Genomic DNA, 26,044 nt, shown 5'->3' on the forward strand with positions numbered 1-26,044 from the left:
AAAATTAATGGATATAGAAAGCTTTTTAAGTGTTATGAGCTCGATGTCAGTTTTTGTTTCCTTATTACTGGCATTCTTTTTACTCAGTGTAAAAACTCAAAATAAATTGGCAAACCGATTATTTGCTTCTTATTTAATAGTTTTTGCAATTGACAACATTGGTATTTTTATTAGTGAAGATTTTATCAAAAACCATTTAAATTTAGAATTTTTCAGATGGACTTTCGCTTCTTTAATAATCCCTGTTTTCTACCTTTATATTCTATCCGTTTGTTTTACTGATTTTCGATTGAAGGCTAAACATTTACTTCACGCGATTCCGTTTATCGTAACCAATATAGCTTTTGCTTTCAGACTTTATTTTTTGAATGATGCAGAAAAAATACAGTTTTATAACCATCGCAGTCAATTTCCTGAATTGTATGATTTTCAGTTGATATTAGTCATACAAATTGTTTTTTATAGTATTGCAGTGTTTTTGGTTTTAAAAAAGTACAAAGCAATATTTCAGGAAAATTATACGAATCCTAAAACTTCTATTTTCAAATGGTTATTTCAAATCTCGACCGTGCTCTTTATTTTGTATTATTTTTCAATAGCCAAGAATGTTTTAAGATATACTGATACTGAGGCTGTATGGATGTGGGCAAATGTAGTAATGCAATTTCTGGTTTTGGTAATCACCTGTTGGTTTGTATTAAAAGCGCTGAACCATCCGGAACTTTTTAGAGGAATCGACTCAAAATTGCAGTTAACAAGAGATATTCTCCCAAAGGGAAATGAAAATAATCTTGAAACAAAAAACAATCAAAACGAAGTAATTACGACTCAAATATTGGCATTGAAACAGTATATGACAGAAAAAGAACCTTATCTTGATCCGTCGCTTACGATTCAGGAATTGGCAAATCAAATTGAGATTCCGGTTCGGGATTTATCGGTTTTGATTAATCATCATATCAACCAGCACTTTTTTGATTTTGTAAACGAATATCGGATTCAAAAAGCGATGAATATTTTAAAAGATCCTTTAAAAAATGATTTGACCGTTTTGGAAATTCTGTACGAAGTAGGTTTTAATTCAAAATCATCTTTTAATACTTCGTTTAAAAAATATACAAATTTAACGCCGACAGCTTATCGAAACGCTTCATAATAAGCGGTTTGTAAAAAGTCGTACTTCTTACCAAATAAAGTCGAACCAATTTCCTGAATAGAAATTGGTTCGACTTTTTTTTGTCGGTCGCATACTCAGAATTTCTAAGGCAACTTTGCTTCAAATTAATCGAACAAGTTTAAAATTAGAAATCATGAAAAAAGTAAACCTCTTTATTTTCTTATTATTACCTCTCTTTTGTTTAGCGCAGAATTCCTTTAAATTAAATGGAAAAATTGCCGATGAAAAAACACCAATTGCCTGGACAGATGTCGTAATCTTAAATCAAGACGGAAAAATTATAAACGGAACAACAACAAAAGAAGATGGCAGTTTTGAATTGAATTTGGATAAAGGATCTTATGCAGTAAAAATTAGTCCGCTTGGATATTCTGAATTTGAGAAAGAAATTACGCTGGAAAAAGACACTAATTTAGGGTTGATTATTTTAAAGGAAAATGTAACCAATTTGGGAGAAGTTGTCGTTCAATCCAGAAAAAATACGATTGAGCAAAAAACAGATCGTTTGGTTTATAATCTTGAAAATAATGTAACCAATGTTGCCGGCGATGCTTTGAGCGCTATAAATACAGCGCCAGGAGTTGTGGTACAAAATAATACGATCAATATATTAGGAAAAGGAACTTCCCGAGTGATGATCGACGGCAGAATGATTGAATTGACGGGCGAAGAACTGAATAATTTCCTGAAATCAATTTCGGCAAGTGATATTAAAAATATTGAAATTATCAGCAATCCGCCAGCAAAATATGAAGCGGAAGGAACCGGAGGATTAATCAATATAATCATGAAAAAAGGAACGCGCGATTCCTGGAAAAACACCACTACAGCTTCGTATGATCAGAATAAATACGGAATTTATACTTTACGAAACAACTTCTTTTACAATAAAAACAAGTTTAGATTTTCGGCCAGCGTTAATGGAAAAATGGGTTATAGAAATGTCGATGAAACCCTGGATATGTATTTTGCCGAAGGACTTACAAAACTGGATGTTGGTACAAAATTGAATGAGGAAAATGTGTCCGGAAAAATAGCATTGGATTATGATCTTTCAGAAAAAACAACCATTGGTTTTCAATTCTTGAAAGATAAAAGCAATCCTGATTTTAGTTCGGATATCAGAATTAATAAATACAATACTGAAAATGAATTGAACAGTTATATCATCAATGAGAGTTTTTTAGACAAGAAAACGGGCAACCAGACTTATAATCTGCATTTGATTACCAAACTCGATTCCCTAAACCGAAAATTATCGTTTGATGCGGATTATTTTAATTATGATTCAAAATTTGACAGGGATTTTATTGCGAACAATTATTTGCCTGACGGAACTTTTGTCGATGTAAATCAATCTGGACGAAATATTTCGAATCAGGATATTGATAACTGGAGTTTTAAGGCTGATATGGAACATCCGCTTCAGGCGCTGAATCTGTCTTATGGCGCAAAAATAAGTTTTACAAACAGTATAAGCGATGTCTTTTATTATAATACAATTTCGGGAAATCCAGAATTGGATCCAAACCAGTCAAACCGATTTAAATACACCGAAAATAATCAGGCCGTTTATATTAACGGAGACAAACAAGTCAATGAAAAATGGAATTTTCAATTGGGTTTACGATTGGAAAATACTAAAACATCCGGATTTTCAGAAACCTTAAATCAGGAAACGGTAAACAATTATTTAAAATTATTTCCAACATTTTATGCTTCGTACAAGAAAAACGAGAACAATACTTTTAGTTTAAATTACGGAAGAAGAATCAACAGACCACGTTTTGATTTATTGAATCCGTTTCGAATTTATATCAGCAGCAATAGTTATTCAGAAGGAAATCCGTTTTTGAAACCTTCTTTTAGTGATAATTTTGAATTTGCCCATTCTTATAAAGAAATGTTGAGAACAAGTGTTTTTGTAAATGCTGTGACGAATGGTTATGGAGTTTTGTTTACTTCAAATCCGGAAACAAATACCCAGATTGTAACAAGGGAAAATTATTTTAAAAGTTTAAATTACGGGATTGGAGAAAGTTATTCGGCAGCTTTTGCAGATTGGTGGCAGAGTGAAAATTCGCTGTACTTTTTGGGTGCGAAAACAGAATTCATAAAAGATATTGAGGCAACTCCGTCAAATAGTATGCAGGTTGATTTTTCTACAAATAATACATTTTCCTTGGGTAAAACAACAAAATTGCAGGTCGATTTTAGTTATAGCACGCCTTTTAAAAGTGGTTTATATGAAATAGGATATTCGTCGAGTTTTGATATTGGTTTTAAACAGGATCTGTTTAATAAAAGCATGCAGATCGCACTTTTGGCAAATGATATTTTCAATACTTCTTACTTAAAAGATTTTACTTCGGTTGTAAATGGCGTAAAGCAGGTTTATAACAATAATGAAAGCAACAGATTTGTACGTTTCTCTATAGTTTACAATTTTGGAAACAAAAAAATAAATGTAAAAGAACGTGCTTTTGGAAATCAGGATGAGAAAAAGAGAACGGGGAATTAATTAGATAATTAGTCAAATTGATAATTAGATAATTGAAATTAAAACGGAAAATAAAGGCTTAAGTATTATAACAGGTTTTTAATCCCGAGGCTTCGGAACTGTTAGGTATTTTTTGAATACTGTAGTTCTTGTTTTTTTGCGTGAGGGATAGGAGTGAACTACCGAAGTAGTACGGATAGCCCGACCGTATTTGCGAAAGGCGCACATAAGCGGTTTGTTAAATAGCGCCTTTTGTAAATGGGGTCACGCCCAAATTATAAAAAGAATGCGAGTAAAATTCCCAGAACAATCATGGAAACTTTGGCAATATTGAATTTGTGTCCTTCACTGCTTTCGAAAATAATCGTGGATGAAATATGGAATAAAATCCCGATTACGATGGCAGTGATTTCAGTATAATAATCGTTTAAAAAGCTTAAATATTCGGAAGCAATTGTGCCCAGCGGTGTCATGATTGCAAAAGTTAGCATGAAAACAAAAATGGCTTTTTTATTTAAGCCGGCATTGATGAAAAAAGTCGTTAAAATAACCGCAATTGGCAAATGATGAATCGCAATTCCGATGGCTAAACCATGATGATGGCTTACCGGAAAACCTTCCAGAAAGGCATGAACGCATAAACTGATAAACAACAGCCACGGAATTTGAGACATTTGTGCATGTCCGTGGACGTGCCCGTGTTCTGCGCCTTTTGAGAAAAACTCCAATATGATCTGGAATAAAATTCCGACCATTATGAATAAACCTATATTATGATTGTGTGATTCGTAAACCTCAGGTAACAAATGCATTACGGTTAACGATAATAAAAATGAACCGCTAAAAGCTAATAATAATTTTAGATTGGTTTTGTTTTGTGGTTTTAAAAACAAAGCCACAATATAGCCCAGAAGTACTGAAAATAAAGGAAGTATATAGTTCATTTTATTTTTGGTTTAATCGTTGATTTGTTTAATCGGTTAATTGTTTTTATTAGTTTGCTTAAGCGATTAAACAAATTAACAGTTAAACAATTAAACAGTTATTTAAAAATCATGATTAATCGTTCGCTTTCGGTTTTGTGGAATTTTTTGAGTTTGTAATCTCCAAAAATATCTAACAGAAAAATTCCGGCTTCGGCCATTAATTCTTCAAAATCTTTTAGTGTTAAGGCTTTTACTTTTTCGGTAAAATGGTATTTTCTGCCCTGATCTTCAAAATCTATTTCTTTAAAAATATGCCCGTCTTCAACATATCTTTTAATTTTAAAATCGATTCCGTCAACAGTTTTTACTTCTTCGGGAACTAAAGTTTCGATTACGTTTGCCACATTCATAAAATCAATCACGGCAAAACCATATTCAGACAAGCTTTCCTTAATCGCTTTTAAAGTCGTTAAGTTATCTTCATCACTTTCGAAATATCCAAAACTGGTAAACAAATTAAAAATAGCATCAAATTTTTCTTCAAATGGTTCGCGCATGTCATGCACTTTAAAATGAAGGGTTTCGTTGCTGTTTTTGCTGGCTTCGGCAATACTGTTTTCAGACAAATCGGCTCCTAAAACATTAAAACCAAGCTGATTTAAGTAAATAGAATGACGCCCTTTTCCGCATGCTAAATCAAGCACTTTTGCTTTTTCAGGCAGGTTTAGGTAATGCGTAAGATTGTCCATAAAAATCTGGGCTTCTCTGTAATTTCGGTCTTTATAAAGAATGTGATAATACGGAGTATCAAACCATGAAGTAAACCAGTTTTCGGTGTTACGATCCTGATTTGGTGTTGATGAGTTGGGTGCTTCAGACATTTATTCTATTTCAATTAATTCAAAGTACCGCAAATTTAGTGTATTTTTGCCGAAAAATAACTATTTCGTGACGATACCTGAATAATCAGATATGTGTTTGCGATCGGAGTTTTTTTTAATACAAAAATAAAGATGGAAGAAAATTTTAGAATGATAGCCAAATGTTTTTTTGGTTTTGAAGAAATATTAGAACAGGAATTGCGTGCTCTTGGCGCTCAGGATGTCGAAAAAGGCGTGAGAATGGTAAGTTTTAAAGGTGATAAAGGTTTTATGTACAAAGCCAATTTATCACTAAGAACGGCACTTAAGGTTTTAAAACCTATTTACTCGTTTAGAGCCAATAATGAACAAGCTTTATATAAAGGAATTTCGGGCGTAAACTGGTCGAAATTATTAAATGCCAACCAGACTTTTGTGATTGATGCAACGGTGCATTCTACTTATTTTAATCACTCAGAATTTGTTTCTCAAAAATGTAAAGATGCAATTGTGGATCAGTTTAGAGAAAGAACCGGACAACGACCAAGTATCGATAAAGCTTTTCCGGATTTAAGAATCAACATTCATATCGATAAAGATCAGGTTTCTGTAGCTTTGGATACTTCTGGAAATTCATTGCATCAGCGTGGTTACAGAACGGCGACGAATATTGCGCCAATCAACGAGGTTTTGGCAGCAGGAATTTTATTATTATCTGGTTGGGAAGGACAGAGTCACTTTTTGGATCCAATGTGCGGATCGGGAACTTTCCTTGCAGAAGCGGCGATGATCGCTTGTAATATTCCGGCAAATATCAACAGAAAAGAATTTGCTTTTGAAAAATGGAAAGACTGGGACAACGATTTATTTGATCAGATTGTAAACAGTTTAATGAAGAAAACAAAAGAGTTTCATTATACTATTAAAGGTTTTGATAAAGCACCAAGTGCTGTAAACAAAGCGAAGGATAATATTAGAAATGCCAATTTAGACGATTACGTTACGATTTCGGAAGATAACTTTTTTGATTCTGAAAAAGCGGTTGAAGGAAAGCTGCACATGGTTTTTAATCCGCCTTATGATGAGCGTTTGGATATTCATATGGAAGAATTCTATAAAAATATTGGCGATACATTAAAGAAAAGTTATCCGGGCACAAACGCCTGGTTTATCACGGCAAATCTTGAAGCGTTAAAATTCGTAGGATTAAAACCTTCGAGAAAAATCAAACTTTTTAACGCAAGCCTTGAAGCACGTTTGGTAAAATACGAAATGTACGAAGGAAGTAAGAGAACGAAATTTCAAGTTTCTGAATAAATAGGTACAAAGGAGCAAAGGTTCAAAGGGACAGAGGTTTAAAAAACTTGTCGGTTTGAGTTTTTGTAACTCTGGGTCTAAAAAAATAAATTTCAAATTAAGTAATAGTTGCAAAGAAGCAGGAGTCATAAACGCAAAGAAAATCTTTGTCCCTTTGAACCTCTGTGCCTTTGAACCTTAAAAAGAAAAAAATGTCAAAACTACAAGTAAGAGCTTTTTTATACCAATTAGGATGTTTCGCAATTCTATTTATTGCAGGTCGATTTTTAGTAGCAAGTTATACTGCATTAACCGGACTTTGGATTCCGATGACGGCATTTATTGTGGCTACTTTGATTTCGCCAAAATTTCAGGCGGTAAAAACCAAAGATGGTGAAAAGCTGTTTATGAAATGGATTTTTATAAAAGGAATTAGAGAAATCGGATAATTTAGTTAGCCACTCCCAATCGCTTTCGGGATAAAGGATTATAGAGATTTTTTTCACGCAGATTCTGCAGATTTGAGCAGATTATAATTTGGATAATCTGCGTGCATTTGCTTAAATCTTTTTTAAATCTGCGTGAAAAAAATATTACCACAGAGAACACAAAGATTTTTAAATATGCTAAGTTTAGTAAAAATACATCCTGAAGTCTCGGGACACAAAGCTTTGCGGACTTAGATTGTTTAAACAACTTAAATCTTAGTGAACTTTGTGGAAAACCCTTTGTGTTCTCTGTGTTAAAATAATCAGGAAGTACTTAAAATAATTAAAGACGTATTTTAAAAATAGTTATTTATGAAGATAATTGGACTTATAGGCGGAATAAGCTGGGTTTCTACAGCTGATTATTACAGACTTATAAATCAGGGAATAAACGAAAAAATGGGAGATTTGAATTTCTCAGAATGTTTGATTTATTCGTTCAATTATGCAGATATAAAAAAGAATAACGAAAATAATGATTGGGATTCGACTTTTAATATGCTTTTAAAAGGATGCCAATTCCTAAAACAAGGCGGGGCAGAAGCCATTGTTTTGTGTGCCAATACCATGCATTTTATTGCTGACAGACTTGAAAAAGCAATCGATTTGCCAATTATCAATATTGCTGCAGAAGCGGCAAATGAAATCAAAAAGCAAAATCTTAAAAAAGTGGGTTTATTGGGAACAAAATTCACTATGGAACTGGATTTCTTTAAAGATAAACTTCTCGCTCAGGAAATTGAAGCTGTTATTCCGCAGAATGAAGAGGACAAAGATTTTATTCACACCACAATTTTTGAGGAATTGGGAAAAGGTCTTGTAACACCGGAAACTAAAAAACGCTATCTCGAAATTGCAAACCAATTAATAGAAGCCGGAGCGGAAGGTATTATTTTAGGCTGTACTGAAATTCCGTTAGTAATAAAACCGGAAGATATTAATGTTCCTGTATTTGATACGGCTTTAATTCATTCAAAAGCGGCAGTTGAATTTCAGTTATCTTAAGCTAAAAACAGATAAAAAAATAAGCCACGAATTCACGAATTAAATTAATCAATTCGTGAATTCGTGGCTTTTTTAATTTATTAGTAAAATTATTTCTTCGTGTTCGTTTGAATTTCCGGAATAATTACTTTTTTCTTGTAAAGTGGAATAAAATAAGAAACAGTGTAGTTAAAACCAATTCCGAAATTTCCATCATACGTTCTGTTGAAACCCGGAATATAAAGATTATCAAAACCGTCCGGCGTTTTATTGGCAACCAAAAGTTTTAACTGAACAGAAAAGCCTACAAATATATTATTAAAGACTTTTGCTTTTAAACCTCCGTTAACTTCAAGCCATCCTGCCGTAAGTCCGTCGTATTTTTGTCCGGCGTCAATAGGAGGTTTTTCACCCCAATACGGATTTGCATTATATATTTTATAACTGTTTAATTGCTGACTAAAAGTACTAAAACCACCACGTAGACCAATGCTGATAATGTTTTCCATATCAAGCCAGTTTTGGTACAAATTATAATCAAAACCACCTTTTACATAAGTTCCTGTTGCAGTCGAATTTAATCTGGTGTCATCTGTAGTTTTATCTTCAAAACCAAGTTCAGCAGCGATATAGTATTTTTTCGTTAAACGAAAATCTCCTACAATTTCAATTCCTTTATAATCTTTATCATATAAACCGCGTGTTAGTTTATACAAATCAACACCAACGCGCAAACCATAACGATCTGTTTTTGGAGGAGTTGGAACACTGTCTGTTTTAGTTTCCTGCGCTACCGGTTTTGGTTTTGTTGCAGGTTTTACAGCAGTTTTTGTTTTTTCCGGAACGATTTCTTTTGTTGCCGTTGAATCCTGGGCATTAACCAAAAACATTGAATGCAATAAGCAAATACTAAAAATATACTTTAAGGTGTGTTTCATCTTCGTATTCAATGTTAAGATTTATTCGTTCGATATTCTGCATCCATAAACCGTCTCCGGCAGGATCTGTTTGTTCAAAAGGTGTTGTTGGATCCAGTTTGAATATAGTTTTAAAACCACAGGCTCTGGATACATAAACGTTTTGTCTTGTATAATTAAATTTTATTTTATCGGTATTCGTTTGAGATGCATTTGTACTTCCTGAGTTTAAAATAAAACTAAAAGTAGCAGTATCTTCATCTGTTTTTAAAGGAATACCAATTGAGTCGCCATTAGTGATGTATTTTTCTTCATCAAGCGCACTTTCATTAAAAACAATTCCCTCAGACTGACCATCTCCAATTACTTTTAATCGGGTAACTTTTTTCTTTACCGATGAATTGTTAATGTCGTAAAACGAAATTATCAATCGGGGAGTAGTAGGTGTATTTGCATCACAAATATCATCTTTCTCGCAACTTGATAAACCAAAAGCAAAGAGTAATAAAAAAGAAATTATTTTTTTCATTTATAATTTTTGTTATCGAAGTTCTAAAAGTACAACATTTTCAACATGATGCGTTTGCGGGAACATATCAACCGGACGAACACGGGTTACTTTATATTTTTCATCCATAAAAGCTAAATCACGTGCCTGCGTAGCCGAGTTACAGCTTACATAAACTACTTTTTTAGGAGAAATTTTTAAAATTTGTTCAATAACGTCTTTGTGCATTCCGTCTCTTGGCGGATCTGTAATAATTACATCCGGTTTGCCATGCTGCGCAATAAAACTTTCGTTAAATACTACTTTCATGTCACCAACAAAAAACTCGCAATTTGTAATATTATTGCGTTCTGCATTGGCTTTGGCATCAATAATAGCTTCAGGAACACTTTCTACACCAATTACTTTTTTAGCTTTTTTAGAAACAAACTGAGCAATAGTTCCCGTTCCTGTATACAAATCATAAACGGTTTCATCGCCCGTAAGTCCGGCAAAATCGCGTGTTATTTTGTATAACTCATAAGCCTGGTCAGAGTTGGTCTGGTAAAATGATTTAGCGTTTATACTAAATTTCAAGCCTTCCATTTCTTCCAGGATATAATCTCTACCCTTATATAGTTTGATATCCTGATCGTAAATAGTATCGTTTTGCTTTGCATTTACCACATATTGCAATGAAGTAATTTGTGGAAACTTCTCAAATAAATGATCTAAAATAAGTTCACGATTTTTTTTATCATTTTCGAAAAACTGAATCAAAACCATTATTTCGCCGGTTGAAGCCGTACGGATCATAAAAGTTCTCAATAAACCGGATTGCTCTCTCGGATTAAAGAAAGCTAAATTATTTTCGTTGGCAAAGTCTCTGATTTCGTTTCTAATAGCATTCGAAGGATCTTCCTGTAAATAACATTTTTGAATGTCAAGAATTTTATCCCACATTTTCGGAATGTGAAATCCAAGTGCATTTCTGTTTCCTAAATCTTCTGTACTTCCAATTTCTTGTTCTGTTAACCAACGAGCGTTAGAAAACGAAAACTCCATTTTATTTCTGTAGAAAAACTGTTTTTCCGAACCTAAAATAGTTTCAAATTCGGGAAGTTCTACTTTTCCAATTCTTTGTAAGTGATTTTTTACTTCATTTTGTTTGTAATACAACTGTTGGCTGTATTTCATATTTTGCCATTTACAACCTCCACAAACTCCAAAATGAGCGCAAATTGGTTCAATTCTATGCTCTGATAATTCGTGAAATTTTACTGCTTTGCCTTCATAATAGGCCTTTCTTTTTTTGAAAGTCTGCACGTCAACCACATCTCCCGGTACAACATTCGGAATAAATATTACTTTTCCGTCAGGCGCTTTTGCTACTGATACTCCTTTTGCTCCGGCATCAAGAACCGGAATTTGATGAAAGACAATTTTGTCTGTATTTTTTCTTCCCATAGCGCAAAAATAAGGGTTTGTAAACTTTTACAAATTTAATTTTCAAAATATTTTACCAATTTTCTCAATTTATTCTATTTAATGACGTTTAAAAGGTAACTTTGCCTTTGCAGTAATCCCAAATACAGCATTTTTAACCTATTGTATTGTTTTTTTATGAAGTTGTATCATAATCTCTCGCAAATTAGCTTTTTAAAAAAGAGTTATGCATTCAAATTTTTATTTGTTGCGTTTATTGGTATACACATTCCACTAATTGGAATTTTATTTTTTGTCCTATATTATAATACCAATATTTCACCTTCTTCGATTTTAGTATTTTCTTTAATAATGACTTTGCTGGCTACGGTAATAACATTATTGATTTTAAATCAATTGATTAAGCCCATTGCAGTGGCATCGAAATCGCTGGATGATTACAGAAATCAAAGAAGATTATCTGTTTTGCCCACTGAATATACTGATGAAGCCGGTTTGCTGATGTGTAACATTCAGGAATCTATTTATGAAGCCGAAAGTTTTATAAACGAAAAGCAGGATCTAATTTATATGCTGTCTCACGATTTGAGAAATTTTGCAGGAAATCCGCAAGGTTTAGCAAAGCTAATTATAGACGAAAATCCATCTGACTCTGTAAAAGATCTGGCGGTTTTAATTTGTGAATCTACTGATTTGCAATTCAGATATATCGAAAATTTTATTAAACTCTTAAACGAGCAAGATCAGGTTGTAAAACTAAATCAGGAATTAAGAACTATTGTTTTTCCTAATATTCTGCCTTTTATAAACGAACAGGTGGAACAGCGCTTAATTGATAAAAATATAAAATTAAGTATAAGTTTAGAGTTAGAAGAAGCCCAGCTTAGAATTGACGACGGATTGTTAGTGCAGGTTTTGGTGAATCTGATTAGCAATGCCATAAAATTCTCTTATTTTGATAGTGAAATCAAAGTCCGAATGTATATTGAAGACAGTCATTTAATAATTACTGTTACTGATAAAGGAATTGGTTTTGATAAAACGCAAATAGACGAATTGTTTAAGAAATTTACCAAAATGAGCCGTTTAGGAACTGCAAAAGAAACTTCAACTGGAATTGGTTTGTATTTGTGCAAAAAAATTATCGAAAGAAACAAAGGCGAATTAACAGCAGCCAGCGAAGGCAAAAATAGGGGAGCTGAATTTAAAATTGTATTTGAGGTTTAATTTTTCCTTCTTTTTATAATTTCATAATTGATGATTGTAAAGAAATAAAAACAAGAATCGGCTGTGATTTTTCCAAGAATAATTCCGAAGAAATAATTCCCGCATAAAATCGGCATCCAGTACATGCAAAACGGGCGGACAACTAAAAAGTCTAAAATAGCAGGATATCCAAATTCTAATAGCAAGTTTTTTATCAGTAAAAGTACATCTCTAAAAGTTGTTTTTTTATTGAGAAGCTTATTGTTTTTGGCTAATTTTTTATAAGAAGTAAAAAGAATAATGCCGTAAAAAGCCAAATATTCTGCAAACGTAATTAAATAAGCTGTCGTTAATCCGCTGTAAATTTTACTAAAAAGAGAAGTTGTAAGAGCAGCAGTTGTACTGGCTAATTCAGCATATTTATAGCGATTAAACCATTCTTTGAAATTTGATTTTGTAAGCATTTTCGAAAAAGAGACTAAGATTCTAAGTTGCTAAGTTACTAAGATTATAATTGGGAAAAAGCGGTGTTGTATTATTCCCGTCAAAATCTGCGAAAGAACTTAGAACCTTAGTCGCGAAAATCGTGATTTGAAACTTATTACTTTTAATGAACAACAGGACCATAAGTCAGGACCGGCTTTCCGTCGACGCAGCCAACTCCGGATGGAGCTACTATCATATCACAAAGCCTTACTATATTCATTTTTGCTTCATAGGCCACTTTAGCATCCTGGTATTTTTTTACTTTAGAAAGAAATAAACTGGCATTAGTTTTTGAATACGGAATGAAACCGGGATGTACGTCACAGGCACTGGAGTTAATGGATATGAAACCCCATTCATCAGGATTTGTGCAAGGCTTAGAATTGATCAGAGAAATTTCGATGATTTCATCGTACATTTTTTCTAAATCTTCTGCACTTTCAACTTGAGGATCTTCACTACTGCTGCTGCATGACACAAGTAATAAAGAAAATACAAATGCAATCAAGCTTAATTTTTTCATGGTTAATGGTTTAAAGGTGAGTTTTTTACAGAAATAATATTTTTGAATAATTCTAAAATGTTTGAAAAACTTCCTTAAAAATAAGCGTCGGTTTTCCATCAACACATTCAATGCCGGTAGGAGGATTTGTAGGGGCACAATCAGATATTAAATGCCATTTTGAAGTAAATTTTCCGCGATCACGAATATAGTCGTTTACTTTAGCGAGAAAATCTGGTTTGTTTATTTTTTTGGAATACGGAATATATCCTTTAAATCCGCCACAATGGCTGGGCGAAATAAGAACAAATTCCCATTCGTTGGGATTTGTGCAAGGCTCAGAATTCATTAAAGAAATTTCGATGATCTCTCTATACCTTGCATCAAGTTTTTGAGATTCTTCTTCCATTGAAGGTTCATCGCTGTTATTGCTGCAGGAAGAAAATAACAGGCAAAGAGCAAATACAATAAAACTTAATTTTTTCATGGTTAGTGATATTAGGTTAGTTTTATTAATAGATGCTCTGATCTTGAAAAGGTTGCGTGAGAAGAAAACTTTGAAGATTAGTATCTCAGCAACTTAAAGTTTACCATAACTGATGCACGGAAGGTTTTATGTATTCATCATAAATCTTGTTCATGGCAGCAATTTTTTCCGGAGTTAATTTTGGTAAATTATAAACAGAAAGATTTGAAAGGACATGACTTGTTTTTGAAGCACCCGGAATAATACAGCTAATATCTTCAAAACTTAAAATCCATTGTAAAGCATACGGAGCGAGATTTTCGGCTTCCGGAAATAATGCTTTTAATTCTTCCACGGCTTTTAAACCCAAATCATAATCAATTCCTGAAAAAGTTTCACCTTTGTCAAATGCATCTCCGTTGCGATTAAAATTACGGTGATCTTGTGGCTCAAAAGTGGTTTTGGCATCAAATTTACCCGTTAAAAGTCCGCTTGCTAAAGGAACTCTGGCAATGATTCCGATATCTTTTTTTCTGGCTTCTGAGAAAAATAATTGCGACGGACGCTGGCGAAATAAATTAAAAATAATCTGAACAGTCGTAACATTCGAATATTCGATTGCTTTTAATGCTTCTTCGACTTTTTCGACACTTACGCCAAGATTTAAAATTTTTCCCTGATCTTTTAAACGATCAAACATTTCGAAAATTTCCGGACGATAATAAACTTCGGTAGGAGGACAGTGCAGCTGAATCAAATCCAGTGTTTCTAATCCCGTTCTTTTTAAACTGTCTTCGACAAATTTCTGCAATACTTTAGGCTGATATCCTTCTTTTACATGCGGATTTATCTGGCGGCCACATTTTGTAGCCACATAAATACGCTCAGATCGAGAGCGAACTACACGTCCAACGGCGGTTTCGCTTAAACCATTTTCATAAACATCGGCAGTATCTATAAAATTGACACCATTGTCGATTGCCGTATTCAAAAGTTCATCTGCTGTTTTATTATCAAAATCAGATCCCCATTTTCCTCCAACTTGCCAGGTGCCAAGTGAGATTTCAGATATATTAAAGTTTGTTTTTCCTAGTTTTCTGTAGTTCATAATTTAAGTTGCTAAGGTTCTGAGATGCTAAGTTGCTAAGTTTTTTTAAGTTGCTAAGATGCTAAGGTTCTGAGTTGCTAAGTTTTTTAATCTGTAAAAACAACTTAGAACCTTAGTAACTCAGAACCTTAGAAACTTTAATCGAACAAATCCGAAGACAAATATCTATCCCCGCGATCGCAGATTACGGCAACGATAACGCCTGATTCTAATTGTTCGGCGATTTTTAGGGCAACTGCAACAGAACCGCCGCTGCTCATTCCGGCGAAAACGCCTTCTTCGAGTGCTAATCTTTTTGTCATTTCTCTGGCTTCATCTTCGCTTACATCGATAACGGTATCGACTTTTGAAGCATCAAAAATCTTAGGTAAATATTCTTGCGGCCATTTTCGGATTCCCGGAATTTGAGATCCGTCGCTTGGCTGAGCTCCTACGATTTGAACGGCAGGATTTTTTTCTTTTAAATAAGTCGAAGTTCCAATAATAGTTCCTGTTGTTCCCATTGCCGAAACAAAGTGTGTAACCGTTCCGTCAGTATCATTCCAGATTTCAGGACCGGTAGTTTTGTAATGGGCTTTCCAGTTATCATCATTCGCAAACTGATTTAACATCAAATAACCGCCTTGCGCGACTTTTTTATCGGCATAATCACGCGAACCAATAATTCCTTCGCTGGCTGGTGTTAAAATCACTGTAGCGCCATAGGCACGCATGGTTTGTGTACGTTCTTTTGTAGAATCTTCCGGTAAAACCAATTCTATTTCTATTTGAAACAATTGCGCAATCATTGCCAGAGCAATTCCGGTATTACCGCTTGTTGCTTCAATTAGTTTATCTCCTTTTTTAATATCGCCTCTCTCCAGAGCCGACGCAATCATATTATATGCCGCTCTGTCTTTTACGCTTCCGCCGGGATTATTTCCTTCGAGTTTCAGTAAAAGTTTTACGTTTTTATTTTTAACCAAATTGACAGTTTCCATCAATGGCGTATTTCCAATTAGGTTTAGCAATTTCTGTGGACCCATTATTTTATTTCTTTTATTTTAACTTCAGTTGTAGTGGTATTCATCACAATAGAACCTGCCGGAATAGATTTGGTTACCCAGGCATTTCCGCCAATAATACTGTTTTTACCAATCGTAGTTTGTCCGCCCAAAATAGTAGCATTTGCATAAATACAAACATTTTTTTCTACGGTAGGATGACGTTTTGCATTTTTCATTTCCTTGCTCACGCTCAAGGCACCAAGCGTAACTCCCTGATAAATTTTTACGTGTTTCTCAATTACGGTCGTTTCACCAATAACAATTCCGGTAGCGTGATCTATAAAAAACGGAGAAGCAATTTGTGCGCCTGCGTGAATATCAGTTCCCGTAATTCTATGCGCATATTCACTCATCAATCTTGAAAATAATAATAAATCAAGCTGATATAATTCATGGCTTAATCTGTAAATCGCAATGGCATAAAAACCGGGATATCCCAGATAAACTTCATCAATACTGTTTGATGCCGGATCATTTTCGAGAATATATTCAGCATCCTGATTTAGTTTTTCAAGAACTCCGGGAAGTTTTTCGAGAAATCGATCCCAAATTGAGCCACATAAATTTTGTGGTTTTTTGCAGGCCAAAACAGCAATTTCCTTAAAACGAATTTCAAGTTCGTCAATACTTTCGTCTAAAGGCGCATTTGAATCAAAAAGGGTATAAAAAAGCTTTTCGGTAAAATCTTCAGTTTTAGTTTTGATTCCGTAATTTATATTTGAATGGCTTTTTAAAGCTTTTATATTTTGTATGATGGTATTTTTTGACACAATTACAATAATTGAATGAATAATTTGAAACGCTAAAAGTAAGGTGTTTTTTGTAAATAAAGGCATGAATTAACTAAAGAAATTTCGTTTTAAGAATTCTATTTGTGATAAATAAAAGAATTTTAAAGGGCAATATTTTATATGATTCTTAAGAAGTTAAATGCGTAAATTAGCCAGTAAAATATATTAAAAATGAAAAACGAGCCGACTTTTAAAAGTGCAATTTCTAATCTGTCTTTTCCTTCAAAAGAAAAAATTTCAGGTAAATCTATTCATGATCCTATTTTGGGACTAATTGTTAAAGATCATCCTTCTTTTTGTGATGCTGATTTTATTGCTGTAAAAGAGTTAAATGCCTACCGCCAGAAATATATTTCAAATTATTTATCTACGGAAATCGGGGCACTTTCTGATCTGGAAAAAAGTGTTATTTCCTCTTTAAAAGAAGATAAATCTATTGTAAGTTTAGTTGAAGATGAAGAAGAAACCAGAAGTTTTGGTCAAAAAATAGCAGATCATGTGGCGAATTTTGGCGGAAGCTGGACTTTTATTATTTCGTTTTTGCTTTTTATTGTCATCTGGATTGGATCGAATGTTTACATTTTGGTCAACAAAGGATTTGATCCGTATCCGTTTATTTTGCTGAATTTGATTCTGTCCTGTATTGCCGCATTGCAGGCTCCGGTAATTATGATGAGTCAAAATCGTCAGGAAGAAAAAGACCGAAATCGTGCCAAAAAAGATTATATGATCAACCTGAAATCTGAATTGGAAATACGAATGATTCACGATAAAATTGATCATTTGATTATGCATCAGCAACAGGAATTAATCGAAATTCAGAAAGTTCAAATCGAAATGATGAACGATATTTTAAATCAGATTAAGAAATAACTCAGGAGAAAAAATCAAAAATAAAAGTGCTTAAAGTAATAGCCGCCAATCATAAAAATGCCATTTATGAGTGCTGAAAACAAAAGCAGGTTTTTGTATTTTTTTGTTTTATCTGAAAAATATAAAGCTACAAATCCTAAAAATAAAAGGGTAGTATAAAGCGCAGGATACATCTTAAAAGCGGCAAAAAAATCGCCCTGAAAAAGTAAGAATAAAGCACGCTGAAAACCACAGCCCAGACACTCAATTCCGAACAGTGTTTTGAACAAACAGGGAAGCATAAATTTCTCTAAATTCAAAGCAGTTATTTTTTACAATTTTACAAAAAAAATATTCGATAACACTTACGAGATGGAAGTTGTTATTTTTTAGTTTTATACTTTTGGATTCTTATACTTTAAAATATGAAAGCTTTTAAAATTTTAATAATGATTCTTGCTATTTCGGTAGCACTATATGAGCAGGTTTCGGCAGATAAAAATATTTATATTATGGTAATTGCAATCGCAGTTTTCATGTATGGAATGATGCAGTTGAGTGCGAAAACGCCAAGTAAAAATCAAGAAAAAGAGGAGCAGGATGTTGAATAAAGGAGATAAGGTTTCGGTATTAGACGAAGCCATAAACGGAACCGTAGTTTCAGTGAAAAACAAAGAAGTTTTGATCGAAACTGAAGATGGATTTATGATGACATTTTTTGTCAATGAATTGCTTAAAATACAAGATTCCAGTAATTTAATGAATTCTATTAAAAGAATTAATTTAGATGAAATTGTAAAAGAGAAAACAGAGCCAAAACCAAGAAGTTTTGTAAAAGAAAAGAAAGATAAACGCGAAATTGCCGCTCCGGAATTTGATTTGCACATTGAAAAACTGGTTCCCAATAAACGCGGAATGTCAAATTATGACATTTTGACTTTGCAAACAGAAACAGCAAAAAGACACATTGAATTTGCGATCAGAAACCGCATTCCGAAAATTGTTTTTATTCACGGAGTTGGCGAAGGAATTTTAAAAGCCGAGCTTGATTTTTTATTGGGCCGTTACGACGGAATAGATTTTCAGGATGCCAATTATCAAAAATATGGTTTAGGTGCAACCGAAGTTTATATTAGGCAAAATAATAAATAAGATTGTTTTTGAGCCTTATTTCAACTCAATTTTAAGCATAAAAAAACATCCGTTTTTCTTTCTGAAACTTTTAAAAAGCAGAGAGAAAAACGGATGTTTTTTTGTAAGAATTTTTTAAAATCTTTATTGGTAAAAATCCTTGTTTTTTTTAAGGTGCAACTTCTGTGATTAACTCTCCTAACACGAAGTTATTTCCTAGTGAGAAAAAGTTAGTTCCTTTGCGAAGTGTCGCTTGTTTAAGAACGATTGTATGTTTGAAAGTAGTTGGTGTTAAGCTCGAAGTTGTTACTTCAATAATACCACTTACACCATCGACACCATTATCTGCAGTCCATGTTTCTTTTAATGTTGGAGTACTTGGTGTTGATCCTTGACAGAAATAATCATTTGTGATAACTCCGTTTCCACTAAAAACACGATATAAAATTTTGTTTTTTGCACTGTTAATTACTCCTGTTCTAGGTGTATTTGCCGGTGTAGCAGAATTTACTATTAGTGAAGCTTCTATGTTGTCTATTGTAATAGTTGCACCTGCGTTATAGTTATATACCTGACCTGTTAAACCACCACATTGTCCCGCCGGATTGGTAAAAGTTAAAACCAGCTGATCTTCGGCTGCTATTGTAGTTTTAAAATCCCCAAATTTTACTTCAGGCACGGTTACATCAACACCCGAAACTTTATAGGTTACATTTTTAATAATGATATTATGCGTATATCCGGTAATTTTAGTACCATTATCTGTTGTAGCTTCTTTATCTGCGGTAGTTGTAACTTCCATTACTCCGTCTGTGGCAAACCATTCGTCGTTAACTTTTGGCGATACCGGCGGAATCAGACTGCAAATATAAGTTCCTGTTATAGCGCCGTCATATCCTCTGTAAACTAATCTGTAATTAGTATTGTCAATAATAAATGTATTTGGATCATTCTCTGGCGTTGGCTCATTTTCAAAAGTGTTTTGTGCAACTTGTAATAGTAATGATTCCTGGGCTTTTAATTTATATACCAGTAAATTTTCCTCAGTACAATGTTGTGCAGCTATGGTTTCAAAATCTACCTCGTTAACAGTTATATCACCATCATCGCAACCGTTTAGTAAAAGGGCGAGTAACAGTAGGCTTGCATATTTTCTCATCATAATTTTATTTGCGTCAAAAATAGTGAAAAATTTGGCAAATGATATTTAAGAATTCACAATTGATATTTGTTAACTTTGTACCAATGAAAAAAGTATACCTCGATAACGCCTCAACTACAGCCATGCGACCTGAAGTTATTCAGGAAATGACAAAAGTGATGACTGAAGATTTTGGTAATCCGTCTTCTACACATAGTTTTGGCCGAAATGGGAAAACTATTTTAGAGCTTTCCAGAAAAAGTATTGCAAAACAATTGAATTGCTCTGCTCAGGAAATTATTTTTACTTCAGGCGGTACAGAAGCCGATAATTGGATTCTTCGTTCGGCAGTTGAAGATTTGAAAGTAACCCGTATCATCACTTCTAAAATTGAACATCACGCTGTTTTATATGCGGTTTTGGCTTTAGAATCAGATTATCATATTCAGGTTGATTATGTAAATATAAACCCTGACGGAAGTATAGATTTAACGCATTTGTCCAGTTTATTATCTGAGGATAAAAAATCAATAGTGAGTTTAATGCATGTAAATAACGAAACAGGCGCTATTTTAGATCTGGAAAGGGTAAGTATTATCTGCAAACAATATAATGCCTTATTTCATTCAGATACAGTTCAGTCTGTTGGTAAAACCGAAATTGATTTACAAAAAACGCCAATAGATTTTATAGTTGCAAGTGCACATAAATTTCACGGTCCAAAAGGAATTGGTTTTGCTTTTATTCGAAAAAATACAGGTTTGCAGCCATTAATTTTTGGCGGGGAACAGGAAAAAGGATTACGCGCCGGAACCGAAGCCGTGCATCAAATCGCCGGAATGGCAAAAGCATTGGCTGTTTCTTATGAAAATTTAGAAGAAGAAAGAAAATATATTCTGGATTTGAAAAACTACTTGATTGAGCAATTAGAAATTCATTTTCCAGGTTTTAGAATCAATGGTAAAAAAGAAGATTTTTACAATATCATCAACATCATTTTACCGTTTTCTGAAGATAAAACCTCAATGTTATTGTTTAGTCTGGATATGAAAGGAATTGCTGTTTCAAGAGGAAGCGCCTGTCAATCCGGAAGCATCAAACCTTCGCATGTTTTAAAAGAAATGCTTTCAGAAACGGATTTGAAATTACCAAATCTCCGAATTTCTTTTAGTCATTACAATAGTAAAGAAGATATCGATTATCTGATGGGGAGCTTAAAGGTTGTTTAAGGTTTCAAGTTTCAGGTTTCACGTTTTGAACAGAACTTGAAACCTGAAACCTGAAACAAAAAAATTATTTACGTATCACTTTTACCTGTGAATCTTTTGTCAGTTTTATAATGGTCGAAGGTTTTCCCGCAACTTTGTCCTGATTTAATTTTACAACATAATCAACACCTTTCACGATTTCAGGATTAATATCCTTAAAAGCAATTGGAGTTGGCTGTCCCGAAATATTTGCAGAAGTTGAAACCAAAGGCTTTTTCATTCTTTCTAACAATTTAAAACAAAAAGGCTCTTTTACTAAACGAACTCCTAACGATTTATCTGCAGCAATAATATTTGCCGCTACATTTCTGGGTTCATCTAAAATTAATGTAGTAGGTTTTTCAGATAAATCCCAAATCTGCCACGCAACTTCAGGAATATCTTTAAAAACATTATACATCATTTTTTCGCCATTCATTAGTACAATCATACTTTGAGTTTCGGCGCGCTGTTTCAATTTGTATATTTTGGCAACGGCTTCAGGATTTGTGGCATCACAGCCAATTCCCCAAACGGTGTCTGTTGGATAAAGTATTATTCCGCCTTCTTTGATGACTTCGTAGGCGTTAATTATTTCTTCGTTCATCTCTTTATTGAATTAACTTTTAGTTTTTATTTGAGGGTACAAAAATACCTTTAATCTTAGAAAAAATAAGTTTTACTTTTCTTATTTTTCGATTTACATATTTGATTGTAATGCTTTTGTTATCCCAATTACTTTGAAAAATAACTCCTAAATATACCTTTTTTAATTTTTCAATATTGTGAAATCTTTTTTCCAGCAAAAATTGTTTTTTAAAATGATACACTTTAAAAAAACCTTCTATTGGATATATCGGAATCAGATTTGTTTTTAACAGATATTCACCATAAATAACGGTTTCAGATGGCGGACTTTCTTTTTCAATTTCATTCATAAAATCTTCAAAAGACATATTTTTGGAAGCCAAAAAATGTTCATTAAAATCTTTCCACACCAAACATGACCATATATATGGCGATGGGCCGTAATCCCAGATTTTTGTATGTGTATTGCCGATTAATTTTCGTGTTACTGTCGATGCATTTTTAAAAAATACAGCATCAGAATCTAATCCTATTTGGTTTGTCATTTCCAAAAAAGATTTTGATTCATGCATAATCGTATACGGAGTATCTGAATCAAACAAAAAATTACTTTTTTTAAACGGAGCTATAAATTCACTGTCAGAATCGATGCATAGATAATTTTTACAAATATTTAATCTGTAAAACTTACTTTTTATAATTTGCTGATATCGCCATGGATTTTTTATAGTACTTGAATATATATCTGAATCTTTAAGGATATTTAATTCCGGATATTTATTTTTGGCAACAAAATAATGGTAATCTTCGTCATTTACAGCTACATAAACAGGAATTTTATCGGTGTTAAAAGTATTTATTGATTTAATTAGTTTTGTATAGGAAACATAATCATTTTTGTATGTTTTGATTAAAATAACTATATCAGTCATATTATCTTCTCAGCGTTATTTAAAATGTCAAAAATAAACTATTTTTGGGGTTTAAAATATTTCTTTCGAATGAAAATTCTTTATTTTTACCCTGAAAACCCTTTGTCTTATAGTCAGGGAAATAACGCGAGAGCCTTGTCATTATTGCGTTATTTTAGAGATCGTAATATTGCTGTAGATCTTGTTGGCGAAAAATCAGATGGATTTAAAGAAGACTCAATTGCCGAATTAAAAACTGAAAAATTAATTGCGGAAGGGTTTTTACTTGAAAAGCTTGAAAAGAATAATAATCGGCTTAAATATTATTTTAACTACTCTTTTCCCAGACAGTTAAATAATAAAATTAAAGATTTTGACCGAACCAAATTTGGATATAAAGAGCAGTTTTTAAAAGTACTAAATGATACCGAATATGATTTTGTAATTATGTCGTATGTTTATTGGTCTCCACTTTTAGATAAGGCCATAAAAGGAAAAAAAACGAAATGGATTATTGATACGCATGATTTTTTAACCTCACAATTTCAGCATAACAGAAAATTTATTTTGGAAAATTATTTTAAAACCGAGATAAATTCGCTTAAAAAATTTGATCATGTGTGGGTGATTTCAAGTGAAGAAAAATATCTTTTTTCGCAGTTTATAAAGAATCCGGTAAGTTTAATAAATCACAGTTTGCCCAATAACATCGAAAATTCAGCAAATACAGCTAAAAATATCGATATTGTATATGTCGCCAGCGAGAATGACCACAATATAAAATCAGCCAATTGGTTTTTTGATGAAGTGTATCCAAAATTAGCTGACAATATTAAAATTACCGTAGTTGGTAAAATCAATAATCATGTAGCAGCATTTAAAAATGTCGAGAAAATAGTGTTTGCCAAAGACTTAGATGATATTTATAAAAGAACTAAAATTACCATTTGCCCCATGTTATCCGGTACGGGAGTAAAAATAAAAGTTATAGAGTCATTATCACACGGAATTCCGGTAGTTTGTACGGAAAGAGGTGTTGATGGTTTAGTAAATAAAACAAATAATGGATGTCTTACCACAAATGATCCGTTATTGTTTGCTGATTATATACACAAACTTTTGAATGATGCAGCGTTTTACGGCAAAAATCATTTAGAAGCTAAAAGTTTTTTTGAAGACAATTTTGATATCAATAAAGCCTATAAAGTGCTTGATCGTATTTTTTTAACTAACAGCTAAATTTCAATACTAGCATTAATTCAATAAAATGTTTAAATCCATTAAATTATATTTCAGGTTAAAATCTTTAGCTGGAAAACTTAAAAAACAAAATAAACAAATTGATTTTACTTCTAATTTAAAATACCAGAAGTATGTGGTTATTGTTGATATAAAAGTTCCTGAATATGATAAAGATTCAGGCTCCAGACGATTAACAGAAATCATCAAATTACTTATTGAAAATGAAATTGGAGTTTTTTTAATGGCTGATTTCAGGGAACATCGTTTTAAAACAGATTATGTAGAATATTTTAAAAATTTAGGTGCAGTAGTTTATGAGCCAAGTGTTGATAAATCAGGAAAGTTAATTATGAAAAATGATTTTCTGCGCCAAATACTTCCTTTTACAGATTTTGCTTGGCTGCACAGACCTGAAATTTTCGAAAAATATTATCCTGCTATGAAGGAAATTAAACCATCAATTAAAGTGTTTTTTGATATGGTTGATTTTCATTATCTGAGATTTAAAAGAGAATCGGAGTTAATAGGAGATCCTGAAATTATGAAAACGGCAAATAAATACCTGGAACTCGAACTTGACAATTGCCAAAAAGCAGATAAAATTATTGTTATTTCTGATTTTGAAAAGGAAAGCTTAAAAGAATATTACGATAATGAAAATAAAACAATTTCAATAGGAAATATTCATCAGTTTATTGAAAACAAACAATCTAGAAACTTTAATGAGCGTAAGGATTTGTTATTTATAGGCGGTTTTGATCATAAACCAAATGTAGATGCCGTAAAGTATTTATATGATGAAATTATGCCTTTGTTATGGAAAACAAACCCCGAAATTGCTATTAATATTATTGGAAGTAATGTGCCGGCAGAAATCGAAAGTTTATCGTCTGATAAATTTAAAGTTTTAGGTTTTGTCGATGATGTATCTTCTTATTTTCTTAATTCAAGGGTTTTTGTAGCTCCATTACGTTATGGAGCAGGAATAAAAGGAAAAATAGGGCAGAGTTTAGAATTTGCTTTACCTCTTGTAACAACAAATATTGGCGCCGAAGGTTTTAATTTTGGAAGAAATAAAGACGCCGTGATCGCAAATACAAAAGAGGAAATTGTCGATAATATAATAGCAATTTATAACAATGAAACGCTTTGGAATCAAATAAGTGCAGATTCTAAAGAAGTTATTGCGCCTTTCTCTAAAAATACAATCCAGATAAAATTAGTGAGCCTAATGGAGTAACTGTTTCTATAATTTAAATACTGTTTTTGCCCAATTTTCGATCGTATATTTATAATAGACATCGTCGCTTAGAGGTTCATATGGTGTAGTCAGAAAATCTGATGATATTTTTATATCTGAGTTTTCATCCAGAATTAAAATATTATTAGGATTGTAAAAATCGTATTGGCTAATTGATTTATTTGTAGTAATAATTTTTCTCTGCATTGCCAAAGCTTCAAAAATTCTGAAACTTAATCCGTTATGGTCTTTTCTTATGAGATCTAAGAAGATTTTAGAATTTTCTAAATCATTTTGAATTTCTTCCGGAAGCAGTGTTTTATTTGAAAAAATGATATTTTCATTAATATTTTCAGGCTTTCTTTTGCCAACAGCTATGAATTTAAAATCAATATGATGATCGGTAAGATAATTGGCTAACTTATTTAAAAAGTCAAATCGCTCGTCAATAGATATTACTATAAAAATAGTATTATTGATTTCATTTTCAGCCTTGATTTCTCTTTTATCCATATAAATATAATTTGATATGAATGTAAACTTATGTTTTTCAACATCAATCATATCAAAAGAAAAGATTTCATCAAATACGCCATCTAATAAATGATCAATAGGAAATCGCCTGCAGCTGTCATAAATATAAGAGATGTATCTGTTCGTTAATTTCTTTATTTCCAGATGCGCTTTTTTGCTTATTCTGTCCGGACGTATAAAAAGAATTGTATCCTGATGTCCAAGTTTTTTAAGTTCTTGAAGAATATGTTGTTCTAACGCTATGGTTTTTATGTTTTTATTGAAAAATAATTTATTAATAGAATTACTTAGTTTGTTAAAAACAGATTTGTATTTGTATTTAAATTTTGAAGCATCGATATGATTTGCCTCAATATTTCTTTTTTTTAATTCAATTATAATGTTGTGATCAAAATAAGTTGAATCAAAACTTATGATACATATTTTCATAGCGTTCTAATTATAAAATGCAAAATAGGTAATGAAATTATTT

The 26,044-nt window shown here is 32.6% G+C and carries 28 protein-coding genes; 12 read left to right on the forward strand and 16 right to left on the reverse strand.

The window, feature by feature from the left end; translation table 11 throughout:
* The first annotated feature begins 7 nt into the window (after nucleotides 1-7).
* Both AC3QL1_RS12260 and AC3QL1_RS12265 read left to right on the forward strand, forming a co-directional pair.
* Nucleotides 8-1,156: a helix-turn-helix domain-containing protein gene (locus tag AC3QL1_RS12260; protein WP_492491705.1), complete on the forward strand. Its 1,149-nt coding sequence runs from the start codon at nucleotides 8-10 to the stop codon at nucleotides 1,154-1,156.
* A gap of 154 nt (nucleotides 1,157-1,310) precedes the next feature.
* Nucleotides 1,311-3,698: a TonB-dependent receptor gene (locus AC3QL1_RS12265; RefSeq protein ID WP_492491707.1), complete on the forward strand. Its 2,388-nt coding sequence runs from the start codon at nucleotides 1,311-1,313 to the stop codon at nucleotides 3,696-3,698.
* Between the two features lie 254 nt (nucleotides 3,699-3,952).
* Here AC3QL1_RS12265 and AC3QL1_RS12270 read toward each other — a convergent pair whose 3' ends face one another.
* Complete coding sequence (locus tag AC3QL1_RS12270; protein ID WP_492491708.1) at nucleotides 3,953-4,621, reverse strand: ZIP family metal transporter; 669 nt, start codon at nucleotides 4,619-4,621, stop codon at nucleotides 3,953-3,955.
* A 98-nt stretch (nucleotides 4,622-4,719) separates the two neighbouring features.
* Nucleotides 4,720-5,484 carry a class I SAM-dependent methyltransferase gene (locus AC3QL1_RS12275; protein WP_492491710.1) on the reverse strand — a complete coding sequence of 255 codons (765 nt, stop codon included), beginning with the start codon at nucleotides 5,482-5,484 and terminating at the stop codon, nucleotides 4,720-4,722.
* A gap of 132 nt (nucleotides 5,485-5,616) precedes the next feature.
* On the opposite strand from AC3QL1_RS12275, the gene AC3QL1_RS12280 reads away from it, so the two are divergent.
* From AC3QL1_RS12280 to AC3QL1_RS12290, 3 genes are all read left to right on the forward strand, one after another.
* Nucleotides 5,617-6,780 (forward strand): THUMP domain-containing class I SAM-dependent RNA methyltransferase, encoded by a 1,164-nt coding sequence (locus tag AC3QL1_RS12280; RefSeq protein ID WP_492491712.1) that lies wholly within the window; start codon nucleotides 5,617-5,619, stop codon nucleotides 6,778-6,780.
* A 191-nt stretch (nucleotides 6,781-6,971) separates the two neighbouring features.
* A complete protein-coding gene (locus AC3QL1_RS12285) occupies nucleotides 6,972-7,208 on the forward strand; it encodes a hypothetical protein (RefSeq protein WP_492491713.1) in 237 nt (78 codons plus the stop codon).
* Nucleotides 7,209-7,559: 351 nt separating this feature from the next.
* Nucleotides 7,560-8,252 (forward strand): aspartate/glutamate racemase family protein, encoded by a 693-nt coding sequence (locus tag AC3QL1_RS12290; RefSeq protein WP_492491714.1) that lies wholly within the window; start codon nucleotides 7,560-7,562, stop codon nucleotides 8,250-8,252.
* 89 nt (nucleotides 8,253-8,341) lie between these two features.
* Here AC3QL1_RS12290 and AC3QL1_RS12295 read toward each other — a convergent pair whose 3' ends face one another.
* From AC3QL1_RS12295 to rlmD, 3 genes are read right to left on the reverse strand one after another with little or no spacing between them, the layout of a single operon-like run.
* Nucleotides 8,342-9,169 carry a DUF6048 family protein gene (locus AC3QL1_RS12295; RefSeq protein ID WP_492491716.1) on the reverse strand — a complete coding sequence of 276 codons (828 nt, stop codon included), beginning with the start codon at nucleotides 9,167-9,169 and terminating at the stop codon, nucleotides 8,342-8,344.
* Entirely contained in the window at nucleotides 9,141-9,677 is a 537-nt protein-coding gene (locus tag AC3QL1_RS12300) for a DUF6452 family protein (protein WP_492491717.1), read from the reverse strand. Before AC3QL1_RS12300 ends, AC3QL1_RS12295 begins: the two co-directional genes overlap by 29 nt.
* Before the next feature lie 12 nt (nucleotides 9,678-9,689).
* Entirely contained in the window at nucleotides 9,690-11,102 is a 1,413-nt protein-coding gene (gene rlmD, locus AC3QL1_RS12305) for a 23S rRNA (uracil(1939)-C(5))-methyltransferase RlmD (protein WP_492491719.1), read from the reverse strand.
* A gap of 330 nt (nucleotides 11,103-11,432) precedes the next feature.
* Here rlmD and AC3QL1_RS12310 point away from each other — a divergent pair, with 330 nt between their 5' ends.
* Complete coding sequence (locus AC3QL1_RS12310; protein ID WP_492491720.1) at nucleotides 11,433-12,308, forward strand: sensor histidine kinase; 876 nt, start codon at nucleotides 11,433-11,435, stop codon at nucleotides 12,306-12,308.
* Here the strand turns inward: AC3QL1_RS12310 and AC3QL1_RS12315 are convergent.
* The 6 genes from AC3QL1_RS12315 to epsC all read right to left on the reverse strand — a co-directional run bounded on the left by AC3QL1_RS12315 (nucleotide 12,305) and on the right by epsC (nucleotide 16,665).
* Nucleotides 12,305-12,751 (reverse strand): hypothetical protein, encoded by a 447-nt coding sequence (locus AC3QL1_RS12315; protein WP_492491722.1) that lies wholly within the window; start codon nucleotides 12,749-12,751, stop codon nucleotides 12,305-12,307. The genes AC3QL1_RS12310 and AC3QL1_RS12315 overlap by 4 nt on opposite strands.
* 143 nt (nucleotides 12,752-12,894) lie before the next feature.
* Nucleotides 12,895-13,296, reverse strand: coding sequence for a hypothetical protein (locus AC3QL1_RS12320; RefSeq protein WP_492491723.1), 402 nt, complete (start codon nucleotides 13,294-13,296; stop codon nucleotides 12,895-12,897).
* 52 nt (nucleotides 13,297-13,348) lie between these two features.
* Entirely contained in the window at nucleotides 13,349-13,762 is a 414-nt protein-coding gene (locus AC3QL1_RS12325; RefSeq protein ID WP_492491725.1) for a hypothetical protein, read from the reverse strand.
* 100 nt (nucleotides 13,763-13,862) lie between these two features.
* Nucleotides 13,863-14,849, reverse strand: coding sequence for an aldo/keto reductase (locus AC3QL1_RS12330; protein ID WP_492491727.1), 987 nt, complete (start codon nucleotides 14,847-14,849; stop codon nucleotides 13,863-13,865).
* Nucleotides 14,850-14,986: 137 nt separating this feature from the next.
* Nucleotides 14,987-15,874: a cysteine synthase CysM gene (gene cysM, locus AC3QL1_RS12335; RefSeq protein ID WP_492491728.1), complete on the reverse strand. Its 888-nt coding sequence runs from the start codon at nucleotides 15,872-15,874 to the stop codon at nucleotides 14,987-14,989.
* Nucleotides 15,874-16,665 carry a serine O-acetyltransferase EpsC gene (gene epsC / locus AC3QL1_RS12340; protein ID WP_492491729.1) on the reverse strand — a complete coding sequence of 264 codons (792 nt, stop codon included), beginning with the start codon at nucleotides 16,663-16,665 and terminating at the stop codon, nucleotides 15,874-15,876. The genes cysM and epsC overlap by 1 nt, the downstream gene beginning before the upstream one ends.
* Nucleotides 16,666-16,857: 192 nt before the next feature.
* Here epsC and AC3QL1_RS12345 point away from each other — a divergent pair, with 192 nt between their 5' ends.
* On the forward strand, nucleotides 16,858-17,559 hold the full coding sequence (locus AC3QL1_RS12345) for a DUF1003 domain-containing protein (protein WP_492491730.1): 702 nt from the start codon (nucleotides 16,858-16,860) through the stop codon (nucleotides 17,557-17,559).
* Nucleotides 17,560-17,573: 14 nt separating this feature from the next.
* Here AC3QL1_RS12345 and AC3QL1_RS12350 read toward each other — a convergent pair whose 3' ends face one another.
* Nucleotides 17,574-17,840 (reverse strand): DUF2752 domain-containing protein, encoded by a 267-nt coding sequence (locus tag AC3QL1_RS12350; RefSeq protein WP_492497572.1) that lies wholly within the window; start codon nucleotides 17,838-17,840, stop codon nucleotides 17,574-17,576.
* 123 nt (nucleotides 17,841-17,963) lie between these two features.
* Between AC3QL1_RS12350 and AC3QL1_RS12355 the strand changes: the two genes are divergently transcribed.
* Nucleotides 17,964-18,149 (forward strand): hypothetical protein, encoded by a 186-nt coding sequence (locus AC3QL1_RS12355; protein ID WP_115847675.1) that lies wholly within the window; start codon nucleotides 17,964-17,966, stop codon nucleotides 18,147-18,149.
* On the forward strand, nucleotides 18,139-18,690 hold the full coding sequence (locus AC3QL1_RS12360; protein ID WP_492491732.1) for a DUF8465 domain-containing protein: 552 nt from the start codon (nucleotides 18,139-18,141) through the stop codon (nucleotides 18,688-18,690). Before AC3QL1_RS12355 ends, AC3QL1_RS12360 begins: the two co-directional genes overlap by 11 nt.
* A 148-nt stretch (nucleotides 18,691-18,838) precedes the next feature.
* On the opposite strand, the gene AC3QL1_RS12365 is transcribed toward AC3QL1_RS12360, so the two are convergent.
* Complete coding sequence (locus tag AC3QL1_RS12365) at nucleotides 18,839-19,831, reverse strand: hypothetical protein (RefSeq protein WP_492491734.1); 993 nt, start codon at nucleotides 19,829-19,831, stop codon at nucleotides 18,839-18,841.
* 83 nt (nucleotides 19,832-19,914) lie between these two features.
* Here AC3QL1_RS12365 and AC3QL1_RS12370 point away from each other — a divergent pair, with 83 nt between their 5' ends.
* On the forward strand, nucleotides 19,915-21,039 hold the full coding sequence (locus AC3QL1_RS12370; protein ID WP_492491736.1) for a cysteine desulfurase family protein: 1,125 nt from the start codon (nucleotides 19,915-19,917) through the stop codon (nucleotides 21,037-21,039).
* A 64-nt stretch (nucleotides 21,040-21,103) separates the two neighbouring features.
* Here the strand turns inward: AC3QL1_RS12370 and AC3QL1_RS12375 are convergent, their stop codons facing one another.
* Both AC3QL1_RS12375 and AC3QL1_RS12380 read right to left on the reverse strand, forming a co-directional pair.
* On the reverse strand, nucleotides 21,104-21,664 hold the full coding sequence (locus AC3QL1_RS12375; RefSeq protein WP_492491738.1) for an L-threonylcarbamoyladenylate synthase: 561 nt from the start codon (nucleotides 21,662-21,664) through the stop codon (nucleotides 21,104-21,106).
* Between the two features lie 19 nt (nucleotides 21,665-21,683).
* Complete coding sequence (locus tag AC3QL1_RS12380; RefSeq protein ID WP_492491740.1) at nucleotides 21,684-22,577, reverse strand: hypothetical protein; 894 nt, start codon at nucleotides 22,575-22,577, stop codon at nucleotides 21,684-21,686.
* 69 nt (nucleotides 22,578-22,646) lie between these two features.
* Here AC3QL1_RS12380 and AC3QL1_RS12385 point away from each other — a divergent pair, with 69 nt between their 5' ends.
* Together AC3QL1_RS12385 and AC3QL1_RS12390 are read left to right on the forward strand one after the other, a co-directional pair.
* Nucleotides 22,647-23,795: a glycosyltransferase gene (locus AC3QL1_RS12385; protein ID WP_492491742.1), complete on the forward strand. Its 1,149-nt coding sequence runs from the start codon at nucleotides 22,647-22,649 to the stop codon at nucleotides 23,793-23,795.
* A gap of 28 nt (nucleotides 23,796-23,823) precedes the next feature.
* A complete protein-coding gene (locus tag AC3QL1_RS12390; RefSeq protein ID WP_492491744.1) occupies nucleotides 23,824-25,038 on the forward strand; it encodes a glycosyltransferase in 1,215 nt (404 codons plus the stop codon).
* Between the two features lie 6 nt (nucleotides 25,039-25,044).
* Here the strand turns inward: AC3QL1_RS12390 and AC3QL1_RS12395 are convergent, their stop codons facing one another.
* A complete protein-coding gene (locus tag AC3QL1_RS12395; protein WP_492491746.1) occupies nucleotides 25,045-26,001 on the reverse strand; it encodes a WaaS/CpsH family glycosyltransferase in 957 nt (318 codons plus the stop codon).
* Nucleotides 26,002-26,044: the final 43 nt, after the last annotated feature.

This window comes from Flavobacterium sp. GW823-FHT04A11, assembly GCF_058796535.1.